The organism is Rickettsia koreansis (genome assembly GCF_046532895.1).
Taxonomy (GTDB): domain Bacteria; phylum Pseudomonadota; class Alphaproteobacteria; order Rickettsiales; family Rickettsiaceae; genus Rickettsia; species Rickettsia rickettsii.
Window position 1 is genome coordinate 36,462 of record NZ_WHLZ01000003.1, and the last position, 11,706, is coordinate 48,167.

Consider the following 11,706-nt stretch of genomic DNA (forward strand, 5'->3'; position numbering starts at 1 on the left):
CTAGAATATAGTAGTAATATATTCCTTAGTTAAAATTCTTTAATTTATTGGATATTGAAAAGAAATTTAGTTCTAACCGAAATTATTTTGTAAGGAAATTATGAAACAGATACAACCTAAGCATATTGCAAATCCCTCAAACTGTGGAGAAGAAATTGCTGCCAAGGATATAATAAGGATTTTCTCCTTGAATCTATTATGTACTCTTCTGACGCTGACTATATTTAGGAGTGACAGCAAGAGTGAAGATGACGATTCTTATGCATCAATACTCTTGTTAAAAATTAAAGAACCGGAATGCAAAATTCACTTAGATTTAGTTTAGTATATTACATATGTGCTACCAAACAAATGCTAGAGAACAAGCAGACAATGCGGAGGTTTCTAATTTAGACAATGAAAAGCAGGTAATTACATGTAGCACAACTCCAACAATTCTGTACCGAAAGTTTTCAATGGAATCTATGATAACATCAACATCAAAAAGCAACATAGATGCTGACAAAATTATCTTACCTTTCCCTTCTATAGAACAACAAAGACAATTAGGGAAATTATATAGTTATAATTAAAATTTTTAAATAGCTTTACCCTTCTAATTCTGACAATGGTAACGTTGGAATAGTAATATTATTAGGTGATGCAAAGGGGTCATACGGCGACCTAAATCTATGGGATATTTAAAAATTTATGAGTTTGCAGAGATAATCTAGCACCGCTCTCTAATGCTAATTTTACTGCTAACTCATTATTTTCGCCATTAAGTCTTTGGTTGTTTTGATCCATAGGTTGAATAAAAACCGGTATATTATAAGAGGTTTGCCCTACTTCCGGTATGAGACTATATTCTAAAATATTTTTAGCAACGATAAATTTCACCGCACTAATTTTAGGCAATAAATCTTCTCTTATTTTACTATAACCGGTTTTACCTACCTTCGGCGAACAAATTATAGACACTTCTTTCGGCAAAGAACGATATAACGTACCGTTAGTCTCTATTTGAACTTTAACATCTCGGTCTAATAACTTCTGACATAATAACTCTATAGGTTGACGCATCGGCTCACCGCCGGTTATTACTACTAAATTAATCGATTTTTCATTTTTAGAATTTAATGCCAGGCTTTCTACTTTATTCAAAATCTTATCTATATCTACTAAATCAAAATCTTCAAACTCCGTATCACAAAAATTACAAGCAAGATTACATCCTCCAAGCCTAATAAAGATCGCAGGACAACCTACAAAAATCCCCTCCCCTTGTATAGTCTTAAAAATAGACTGTACCTCTAACCGAGTACCGTCACCGTTTAATATGCTTCTTTTAGGATTTTGTCCAAACATTTTTAAATTATTATCGATTGATTAAAAACATTATAGTACATTTTTATAAAAAAATCTTGCAATAACTAATAAAAAAAACTATTATCTAGGTTTCATCGGTAATATGGCTTTGGTATGCCTAATGTTTTACCGTTTCAACCTAGAAATACCAATTATAAGGAACAATATGCCTAAATTAAAAACAAAATCTGCCGTAAAAAAACGTTTTAAACTTACTGCTAGCGGCAAGGTTATTGCATCTCAAGCAGGTAAAAAACATTTTATGCGTCGTCGTACTAAAGCTCAAATTCGTAACCTTAGAGGAACTACAATACTTTGTCCTCAAGACGGATATAATATTAAAAAATATTTTTTACCGTACGGTATAAATTAATTAACTAAGAGCTAAAGCAATGACACGTGCAAAATCAGGAAAAATTTCCAAAAGTCGACATAAGAAAATCCTTAAATTAGCCAAAGGCTATAGAGGTAGAGCAAATAGCTGTTTTAGAGTAGCTATTGAAAAAGTAGAAAAAGCCCTCCAATATGCTTATAGAGATCGTAGAAACCGTAAACGTGATTTTAGAGGCTTATGGATTCAAAGAATAAATGCAGCAGTAAGAGAACATGGGCTTGTTTACTCTCAATTTATGGGAGCTCTTAAAAAAGCAGAAATCGATATAGATCGTAAAGTACTTGCAGAACTTGCCGTCAATAACAGTGACGGATTCGTAAGTATCGTAGAAAAAGCAAAAGCACATATTTGAGTATTTAATGTCATCCCGTGGCTTGACCACGGGATGGCATATTTATAATAATTAATTTTTATTTTCGTTCGGTGTAAATATTATGAAACGTACATTTCAACCTAGTAATTTAGTTAGAAAAAGAAGACATGGTTTTAGATCTAGAATGGCGACTCCAACTGGAAGAGCAATCTTAAGAAAACGTCGTGCTAAAGGCAGACATAAATTATCTGCTTAAAATAATCTGACTTACCAAATTGTCTATTACCTCTTTAAAAAATCAAAAAGAATTTGAGCTTATAAATAAGCTTGGAAAGAAGCTCTATGAGAGATATTTTATTTTGGTAATCGCCACAAAACTTCCAAAAAGCTTCCTTGAATCAAAATATAACACCTTTTTAGGAATCAAAGTTAGCAGAAAGCTAAATAAAAAAGCTGTAGTTCGCAACAAAATTAAAAGGCGTATACGACATATAATTAGAATTATTGTTAGTGATTCTAGCTTTAAGGCTATAAAATTTGCAATGATTATTATACCGAGAAAAGGATTTGAAGAGATAAACTTCTCACACTTGAATTATGAATTAAGTAAAGTAATTCTAAGAAATATTTAGATTTTAATAGACCTCTTCGGAAACTCGCTTATAGAGAGGAATTTGAAGGAGGCACGGAACGCAGAACCGCAGCATACAAAAGAGTACGTGAGGATTCGAGTACCGGATCGACGTACAAATCGCCTTTAGAAGGAGGTTATGCAAGAAGTCTATTTTCTAAATAACAAATAATATACAATATAAAACCATCCAAAAAATCCATGCATGAATGATAGCCCCTAATATTGATTTATTCACATTAAATGATATTACTATGCAAGTATTGTTCCAAGAGCAATACCACCATATCCTAAGTAATTCATATATTTTATCCATAACTTTAATTGTGATAATTAAAGAAATTTTTTAGCGAAAATTAATAATATTTTTGAGAGGATATATCCTATTTCAAAAAAAACTTATAATTTATAGCTAACAAGAGCAGAGAGGCCACAGACAAGAAACAACAGCAGTTATGAAATGTTCGGCATTCGAGGACTTACAAAGACATTGCTGCCAATTTTTTAAGTTCTATCTGAATATATACGTGCCTTACAAAAGCAGAACTTTAAGATTCCAAATTTTCTCTGCTTTACTTCCAAGCTACCAAAAGCTTATTCCTAGAATTGTAAAAATACTGCTTTATACTGCTTTATGAGTTGTATTCAAAAAATCTTGTATATAATTGTATATAAATTAATAAATAAAAAAGTAACCCCGAATCCTTTAGTTACCGAATTATCTTGTTTTGAACCATGATAAATAGCTACTCCAGACATTAAGACACCATTAAGACACATAATAAAGACCAATGAAATAATTCTATCGGCTTTACCGGCTTTAAGTAATAATCTTCAGGATCATAATTTCCAAATATTGATAATAACCACATTGCAATAAATGAGTATAATAAACCAACTACAAGAGTTACTTGAGTAAAATGATTGAATGTTTTATTTTCTTCTAGTGCAAGAGCAGAAAATGCTAATATTCCTCCAAATAATATAAACGTAATGGATAATTCATACCTAAGTAATATGCTCCCCATCCTGACATATACCCGGTTTCTGCTCCCATCCAACTACCTAGTGCAATTAAAGCAACGCACCAAATTAAATTTGATTTAGAGAAATATCCTAATATGGCATAAACAATAAAAGATAAAAGCAATAAAATGGAAAAATGTCCACTCCCTGAATCAAATGCTTTTCCTAGTTGATAAATAGCACAAACAGTGGTTAAGACCCCCCTCAAAATAATACTGCCCCATTGCTAAAAATTTTCTCTGGTTTTTGTTGCTGTCTTTTAAAACCAACAAAATAAATTATTCCCGATAAAGTTGATAAGGTAATAAATTTCGGCAGATACGGGGCATTAAAACATTAAAAATATATTCTAATAATTCGTGTAGATAACGATCAGACAAAATAGCATTAACTATACATATTCAAGAAACCCAAAAAGAATATCTAGCTAATTTCTTCCAATCAAAATTTAATATTTCTATATCGTGTTTAAGTAATATAGTTGTATTATCCAAGTAAACCGGCGTTATTCCATTTATTTAATGCTGAAAAAAGTATCTTTGCCTGTAATTTAGCAATTTTCATAAGTTAATCTAAATATCTCCAAAATTTTAATAAAAAGATATTGTTACTATAAAATATGTCAAGCATTACTAGATTCTGTGGACAAACTACCTTTAAAAGGAGTATATGCAATAAGTCTAATGAGTATACAAGCAAATAAGTTTTGTTACTCATTACTTTAATTCTTTCTTTAGACAAAACAGTATTTGTTTTTGAGAAGAGATATAGGCAATTGAAACAAGAAAAGAAATTATAGTCTTAAAAGCAAACAATTAGTTAAAGATAGTGACAGTAAATATTTGGACTGAGTAATTACTTATATTTGTATAAGTAATATACTAATTTAGTCTTTAAGGAGGTAATCCAGCCGCAGGTTCCCCTACGGCTACCTTGTTACGACTTCACCCCAGTCGCTAATTTTACCGTGGTTGGCTGCCTCTTGCGTTAGCTCACCACCTTCAGGTAAAACCAACTCCCATGGCGTGACGGGCAGTGTGTACAAGGCCCGAGAACGTATTCACCGCGGCATGCTGATCCGCGATTACTAGCGATTCCAACTTCATGCTCTCGAGTTGCAGAGAACAATCCGAACTGAGATGTCTTTTAGGGATTTGCTCCACGTCGCCATCTTGCTTCCCTCTGTAAACACCATTGTAGCACGCGTGTAGCCCAACCCGTAAGGGCCATGATGACTTGACGTCGTCCCCACCTTCCTCCGGCTTATCACCGGCAGTTTTCTTATAGTTCCCGGCATTACCCGCTGGCAAATAAGAATGAGGGTTGCGCTCGTTGCGGGACTTAACCCAACATCTCACGACACGAGCTGACGACAGCCGTGCAACACCTGTGTGTGATCCAGCCGAGCTGAAGAAAAGCATCTCTGCGATCCGCGACCACCATGTCAAGGGTTGGTAAGGTTTTTCGCGTAACATCGAATTAAACCGCATGCTCCACCGCTTGTGCGAGCCCCCGTCAATTCCTTTGAGTTTTAATCTTGCGACCGTACTCCCCAGGCGGAGTGCTTAATGCGTTAGCTGCGAAACCGAAAGAAAATCTTCCGATATCTAGCACTCATCGTTTACGGCGTGGACTACCAGGGTATCTAATCCTGTTTGCTCCCCACGCTTTCGTGCATCAGCGTCAGTTGTAGCCCAGATGATCGCCTTCGCCACCGGTGTTCCTCCTAATATCTAAGAATTTCACCTCTACACTAGGAATTCCATCATCCCCTACTACACTCTAGATTAGTAGTTTTGAAAGCAATTCCGAGGTTAAGCCCCGGGCTTTCACTTCCAACTTACTAAACCGCCTACGCACTCTTTACGCCCAGTAATTCCGAACAACGCTAGCCCCCTCCGTCTTACCGCGGCTGCTGGCACGGAGTTAGCCGGGGCTTTTTCTGCAAGTAACGTCATTATCTTCCTTGCTAAAAGAGCTTTACAACCCTAAGGCCTTCATCACTCACTCGGTATTGCTGGATCAGGCTTTCGCCCATTGTCCAATATTCCCCACTGCTGCCTCCCGTAGGAGTCTGGGCCGTGTCTCAGTCCCAGTGTGGCTGATCATCCTCTCAGACCAGCTACAGATCGTCGGCTTGGTGAGCCATTACCTCACCAACTACCTAATCTGACGCGGGCTCATCCATCAGCGATAAATCTTTCCTCCGCAGAGAATATACGGTATTAGCTTTTATTTCTAAAAGTTATTCCGTACTGATGGGTAGATTCCCACGTGTTACTCACCCGTCTGCCACTAACTAATTGGAGCAAGCCCCAATTAGTCCGTTCGACTTGCATGTGTTAAGCATACCGATAGCGTTCGTTCTGAGCCAGGATCAAACTCTCAAGTTTGATTCTGTCAGTTTTACTTTAAAAATTGACAGGTTTAATTATCACTTTTGTGATATGTACATGTTTACTGTCACTATCTATATCTAATTATTTACTTTTAAAAACAGCTGCGACTTTTTTTCATGTATCGCTTTGTGTAGGTATAGTTATATGCAATATAATCAGCTATGTCAACTACAATTTTGAAATTATTTTATTTTTTTTATTTTTGTTCTATATATCTAGATTTAGATCCTTCTTTAACGGTTTATAATAATTATAAAACTTTAGTTAAAATCTAGTCTATATACTTCGCAGATGTCTATTACTCATTGATATAGTATTTATAAATAGCTATCTCAATCATAATTTTTCATGCTCATATAAAATATCATGAATAATTTGTAAATTCTTAACAGCATAAAGACCATCTAGTAGAGCAATTAAAGCTTTCTACAAAGCCAAACCTCGTGCTCTTGCCCCAGTATCATCATCTAATGCTAGCTGTTCTTTAAAAATTTCTCTTGCTTCATTTTGCAGAAAAGTCCAAATTATTACCAAATCACACGCAGGATCACCAATATCCATACCTCCAAAATCGCTTACTGCATTAAGCTGACCGTTTTTTACAATAATATTACCACTTACAAAATCACCATGAATCCATACAGGTTTTTTATTCCACTGAGATTTTAATGCTTTTTCCCAAACAGATAGAACTTTATCTGCATCAACCAAATCTTTTAAATTTTTAATTGCTATTTTTGTCTCAAGGTCATAATCTGCAAGATCACCTCCACACCAAAAGTTATATGAGTACCTGGAACAGGTCCATCAATTATATCAATCTTATGTAATTCATTTAGAAATTTTGTTATATCAGAAGCAATTAGAGATAAATTTAAGCTACTAGTATCAAAGCTATTTGCACTTTTTCCTTCAATCCATTGATATATTGACCAATTCCAAGGATAATTTTTTAAAGATTTACCTAAAGCTCAAGGCTTAGGGATATGAAATGACAAGTTAGGTGCTAATATTGGTAACCATTTGTGTTCTTTTGAAACCGCACCTACATATTTTGCTGCACTTGGTCATCTAATTAACATTTCATCGCCTAAATGAAAGGTCCTATTATCATGACCACTAAATTCAACCGGTTTGATAGGTAAATGAAACCATTTAGGGGATTGTTCTGCAATAAGCTCTTTTGCTAAAAACTCCGTGATTTCTACATTCATAACTTTGCTTTTTGTTTATGATTTGTGTTCATATTAGGTGATAAATAATTGGTTCTAAATTTTCTTTCAGAACTTCATCCTCCAGTAAAATCCTACATTTCCAAACGCTTAGCCTTTAAATCCAATTCTTTTAAATCAAATTTTATATCGATTATTGCTCCCTCTGCTTCTCTGTTTGCTATATCTAGCATGCCACAATGTTCTTCGACTATTCTTTTAACTATAGCAAGCCCTACTCCCATACCTTTACTGCTGGTCGTAACATAGCTTTCAGTAGCTTTGCCTATTAGCTCAGGCGGGAATCCTTTACCGTTATCCGTTACAACAACGCTAATAAAATCGTCTTTAACATCTATAGTAACTTCTATTTTCCCGGATTCTCGTCCTTCTATTGACGCTTCTGCGTTTTTCAATAAATTGATCATAACTTGATTTATTTGGGTAGCATCACACATAAAATCAAATTGTTCTACGTTAGACTCAAATTTATACAAAATATTATCATTAAGTAATTTACGTGCTTCAACAATATGTTTAACTAAATAAACTAATTCACTCTTCGTAAATTTAGGAGCAGGAAGACGTGCAAAAAGAACAAATTCGGATACTATATTTTTAATATCGTTAGTATGGCGAATAATCATTTTTAAATAATTTTCAAATTCTACCCTTTCCTTAATTTCAGGGCTAAATTTCTTCAGCAATCTTTCAGAAGCAAGTAAAATAGGAGTTAACGGATTCTTGATTTCATGGGCTACTTTTTTTGCAACATCCGACCAAGCCATAGCCCTCTGTGCTATAACTAAATCACGCTGCTGGCGAGAAAGCTGCTTAATCATTCTATTAAATGCCACATAAAGCGTGCCTATTTCGTCTTTATCTACTTCATTTTCAGGCACTTGTACCGTTAAATCGCCGTCTTTAACGTTATCGGTTGCAGTAACTAATTTTTTAATAGGTTTTACTATTTTAGCAGTAAATATAACCCCGAAACTTATAGCTACAAAAAGCAGTAATAAGGCAATAAAGATAAACATTATAGAGAACTTAATCTGTATATTATCTATTTCATTTTTAAGGCTATTATACTCGGCAGCTGCTCCGTTAGTTGCATCTACATGGTCGATAATTTTATTATCTACTAATCTACCAACTAATAAATACACATCATTATACTCTTTTAATTTAATCAGCATCCTTATTGTGGTTGGATCGGATTTTACTTCCACCGGTTCACCTAAATCCGCTTTTTTAATTAAATGTGCAGGGATAGTTGCAAATGATAATGAAAAACTTAAATAACTATTAGCTACTATAGTATTAGTAGATTTGTTTAAAACTATAGCCTCATCAAGCGAACGCATCTCTGCTTCAGTATTAAGTGTTTTAGTAAATAAAGCGGGATTGTGAATTAAATCGTAATACATATCGCTTAAATCTTCAGCAACGGCTAAAGCCGTTTCTTTTAGCTGTAATTTATGCTCGGCAATATAAGATTCTGCAACTATCACAGATTGATCAAGAACCGTAGAAATCTTCTTATCAAACCAAGCTTGAACACTAAGATTAAAAAAATAAACAGAAAATACCGAAACAATTATAGTTGGAATAGCTGCAACTAAACTAAAGGCAATTACAATACGCTTTTGTAATTTAGAACTATCGTTATCATTATTTTTAGTAAAAAATTTTTGAGTTAGTAAAACACCTAAAATTAAAAAAATTACTAAATCAACTAATAAAAATCCAATAATCGTACTAAAATTCTTTGATTCTAAAGATATCACATAAAAAGTAGCACAAGCAAAAATAATAGCTGCTGTTGCTAAAGTACAAATTAGTACTCTACTAGAAAAATAAGAACGTAAATTTTGTTTAAGATAACTAAGCATAGATACTGTTTATATGACTATAACAGTTCTTTATAACATAAAAAAAAGCTAATTGAAAATATTTCAAGTTTTAAGTATCTTATTGTCATTTCTGCAAAAGCGGGGTGTTGTTGCATTGATTGTTTTTATGTCATTCCCGCAAAAGCGGGAATCCAGTCAAACATATAAAAACTTGTTTTTTTTATTATATTTATTTCATCAAATACGTAAAATTTTGTATGGCTATTTTTTGGATTCCTGCTTTCGCAGGAATGACATCTTGAACGTTCGTACAACACATGGTCAAGCAACTAGATGACAATAAAAAAAGCTAGAAATATTATATATTTCTAGCTTTATATTTAGTATGAAAATTGTTTGCAATTTTATTCATCAAACATTTTTTTACGAGCAAATTTTCTCTGTCTTCTTGCTGCTTCCTGTGCTTTACGAACACGCTTCGCTGAAGGTGTTTCATAATAACGCTGTTCTTTCATCTTACGAAAATAAAGCTCTCTTTGTAGCTTTTTCTTAAAATTCTTAAGCGTATTATCACAATTACCGGCGTGAACATTTACTAATATCACTAAAATTACTCTCCTTAAAAGATATTGTGGTTTATTGAACTATACCCTATAATTCAGTTATATGTCAAGGTTAAAAATATGAGCATTCAAGAAGAACACCATATCAAAAAAATAAGCTTCGTGCAATCTTTATTAGAATTATTACCGTTTAATGAATGGAATAATAAACTACTCAAAGAAGCAGAAGAAAAATGCGGTTTCGCAAAAGGCTATAGCTTAATAGTTTTTCCAGAAGGTTTATCCGAAATAGTAGGATTCTTGGAAGAGTATTTAGATAATATTATGCTAGAAAGCTTAAAGATAATAGCAGAACCATCAAAAATAAGAGAAAAAATATCTTTAGCCGTAAAGATTAGGGTCAAAACCGTACTTCCTATTATTCATAGTAAGAATGCCGCTTATTTTGCATTAAATCCAATACAAGGAACTGAAGTTGCATTCCGTAGTTGTGATGCTATTTGGCGTTATGCCGGTGATAAATCTTTTGATTTTAACTATTATACCAAAAGAAGCTTATTGCTCTCGGTTTATGTTTCATCTATTCTTTTTTATATCCAAGACGAATCGGAAAATTATATTGAAACCGATAAATTGATTGAGACTGCCGTAGCAAATATAGTAAAAACTTTCTCACAGATGAAAAAATTACTCGCCCCTTCAAAGATCCCCATAGTTAGAATGTTTACGTAGATATGCTTAATGGGTAATATTAACTCCATATCAAATATAAAAATGCTATTGAAACTTATAAATAAAGTTAATAATGAATTACATTTAATCACTTGTCATAAGGCTGTAAAAGAAGCTCAAGCATTGTTTAAACAACATGGTTCTAAATCAGAATCATTTGTTGATGAATTTTTAAAGCAGAAATATCAAGAAGCGAATAAAGAAAATTCTAAATTTTAACTTGTAACCCAATAATGTCTTCTCATAACAATAATTCTTGATTCTTCTTCCTTGATGGCTTTACTTGCGGAAGAAAAAGGACAGGAAAAATTATCCGATATATACAGCAGACAAAGCTTGGGCTAGCTTACAATTAAGTTGCAATATTGTTTTGATTCGCTAATTCACATAATATGAAAACTCAATTTAAAAAAGAATGTTCTAATAAAGAACATGATAGAACATTAGTTAATAATCAAGTTATCCCTATAAGTTATTTCGGTGAAAATTCAAAAACACTAAAGATACTTTTCTCTGAACTTGCTAAAGCGTATAAAAATAATTATAATTTAGATCTTCAAGAGAAGATAAATGATGACAAATATTATTCTTATAAAACAGAAAAGAAATATGTAGGTTTAAAAGACATCGCCTATACCGAAGAACAACAATATTTAGACAAAGAGCTTATAGAAGAAACTAAACAAATCGAGCCGAAGCCAATATATACTTATCCACCTAGGAAAAAATTAAAAACTTATGATGATATTTCTTTAGCAAAACCAATTTATATATCCAACTATTAAATTATAACGTATGAATGCAAATTAAGGGCTATGAGCCAATTTATAAAAAAGCACGGATAGAGAAAGAGACGATAAAGAATAAGAATGTACCTGAGTATAAAGAGATTCAAGTGAAAAAATTTAACGAAGTGAAATATAATGAAGATATTAATAGTATATAGATAACAATAAAGAATTTAATATTTAAAATCTGCGATTTTGCTAGCTCTTAAAACTATTAATTTAGAGCAAAAACAAAAGCTCCTACTAAACTTAAGTAATAAATTAGAAAGTGATTCTAAAGCACAGTGCCTTAGCGATTTAACAAAATATACTAGAGTTGAAGTAATGTTTAAATATTTAAATGAAGAGTGGAAGTATTTAGGATACGAAGCACAAATATTATCGGCTTATGAAGCTGAAACGATAGGTAGTAACTAATAGTGAAATGAATTGAGTTAGACAAAATT

At 32.9% G+C, this 11,706-nt stretch carries 15 protein-coding genes, 1 rRNA gene and 1 pseudogene; 10 read left to right on the plus strand and 7 right to left on the minus strand.

All coding sequences use genetic code 11. The annotated features are described in order from the left end of the window. Positions 1-669: 669 nt before the first annotated feature. Positions 670-1,347 (minus strand): 7-carboxy-7-deazaguanine synthase QueE, encoded by a 678-nt coding sequence (locus tag GCO76_RS06830; RefSeq protein ID WP_103897179.1) that lies wholly within the window; start codon positions 1,345-1,347, stop codon positions 670-672. 166 nt (positions 1,348-1,513) lie between these two features. Here GCO76_RS06830 and rpmI point away from each other — a divergent pair, with 166 nt between their 5' ends. From rpmI to GCO76_RS06855, 5 genes and pseudogenes are all read left to right on the plus strand, one after another. Next, positions 1,514-1,720, plus strand: coding sequence for a 50S ribosomal protein L35 (gene rpmI / locus GCO76_RS06835; RefSeq protein ID WP_004997924.1), 207 nt, complete (start codon positions 1,514-1,516; stop codon positions 1,718-1,720). A 19-nt stretch (positions 1,721-1,739) separates the two neighbouring features. Further along, on the plus strand, positions 1,740-2,093 hold the full coding sequence (rplT, locus tag GCO76_RS06840; protein WP_014014575.1) for a 50S ribosomal protein L20: 354 nt from the start codon (positions 1,740-1,742) through the stop codon (positions 2,091-2,093). 82 nt (positions 2,094-2,175) lie between these two features. Then, positions 2,176-2,310 (plus strand): 50S ribosomal protein L34, encoded by a 135-nt coding sequence (gene rpmH, locus GCO76_RS06845; protein ID WP_011270688.1) that lies wholly within the window; start codon positions 2,176-2,178, stop codon positions 2,308-2,310. A gap of 19 nt (positions 2,311-2,329) precedes the next feature. After that, positions 2,330-2,686, plus strand: a complete 357-nt coding sequence (gene rnpA, locus GCO76_RS06850; protein ID WP_410956655.1) for a ribonuclease P protein component — start codon at positions 2,330-2,332, stop codon at positions 2,684-2,686. 5 nt (positions 2,687-2,691) lie between these two features. Next, a pseudogene (locus GCO76_RS06855) lies at positions 2,692-2,850 on the plus strand (palindromic element RPE1 domain-containing protein); the annotation flags it as partial. 593 nt (positions 2,851-3,443) lie between these two features. Here the strand turns inward: GCO76_RS06855 and GCO76_RS06860 are convergent. The 6 genes from GCO76_RS06860 to rpsU all read right to left on the minus strand — a co-directional run bounded on the left by GCO76_RS06860 (position 3,444) and on the right by rpsU (position 9,782). Next, positions 3,444-3,713, minus strand: a complete 270-nt coding sequence (locus GCO76_RS06860; protein ID WP_410956656.1) for a hypothetical protein — start codon at positions 3,711-3,713, stop codon at positions 3,444-3,446. Positions 3,714-4,605: 892 nt separating this feature from the next. Beyond that, a 16S ribosomal RNA gene (locus tag GCO76_RS06865) occupies positions 4,606-6,104 on the minus strand. Between the two features lie 432 nt (positions 6,105-6,536). After that, on the minus strand, positions 6,537-6,821 hold the full coding sequence (locus GCO76_RS06870) for a phosphotransferase (protein WP_410956657.1): 285 nt from the start codon (positions 6,819-6,821) through the stop codon (positions 6,537-6,539). 356 nt (positions 6,822-7,177) lie between these two features. Next, positions 7,178-7,324 (minus strand): hypothetical protein, encoded by a 147-nt coding sequence (locus tag GCO76_RS06875; protein WP_012151101.1) that lies wholly within the window; start codon positions 7,322-7,324, stop codon positions 7,178-7,180. Positions 7,325-7,416: 92 nt separating this feature from the next. Continuing rightward, positions 7,417-9,216 (minus strand): sensor histidine kinase NtrY-like, encoded by a 1,800-nt coding sequence (locus GCO76_RS06880; protein ID WP_410956658.1) that lies wholly within the window; start codon positions 9,214-9,216, stop codon positions 7,417-7,419. A 365-nt stretch (positions 9,217-9,581) separates the two neighbouring features. Next, positions 9,582-9,782: a 30S ribosomal protein S21 gene (gene rpsU, locus GCO76_RS06885; RefSeq protein WP_012148483.1), complete on the minus strand. Its 201-nt coding sequence runs from the start codon at positions 9,780-9,782 to the stop codon at positions 9,582-9,584. Between the two features lie 78 nt (positions 9,783-9,860). Here rpsU and GCO76_RS06890 point away from each other — a divergent pair, with 78 nt between their 5' ends. The 5 genes from GCO76_RS06890 (at position 9,861) to GCO76_RS06910 (ending at position 11,677) form a co-directional block, all read left to right on the plus strand. Continuing rightward, positions 9,861-10,472 (plus strand): COQ9 family protein, encoded by a 612-nt coding sequence (locus tag GCO76_RS06890; protein ID WP_014014585.1) that lies wholly within the window; start codon positions 9,861-9,863, stop codon positions 10,470-10,472. Positions 10,473-10,481: 9 nt separating this feature from the next. Further along, entirely contained in the window at positions 10,482-10,691 is a 210-nt protein-coding gene (locus GCO76_RS06895) for a hypothetical protein (protein WP_014014586.1), read from the plus strand. 173 nt (positions 10,692-10,864) lie between these two features. Continuing rightward, complete coding sequence (locus tag GCO76_RS06900; protein ID WP_410956659.1) at positions 10,865-11,257, plus strand: hypothetical protein; 393 nt, start codon at positions 10,865-10,867, stop codon at positions 11,255-11,257. 14 nt (positions 11,258-11,271) lie between these two features. After that, positions 11,272-11,418 (plus strand): hypothetical protein, encoded by a 147-nt coding sequence (locus tag GCO76_RS06905; RefSeq protein ID WP_410956660.1) that lies wholly within the window; start codon positions 11,272-11,274, stop codon positions 11,416-11,418. Positions 11,419-11,455: 37 nt separating this feature from the next. Next, positions 11,456-11,677: a hypothetical protein gene (locus GCO76_RS06910; protein ID WP_410956661.1), complete on the plus strand. Its 222-nt coding sequence runs from the start codon at positions 11,456-11,458 to the stop codon at positions 11,675-11,677. Positions 11,678-11,706: the final 29 nt, after the last annotated feature.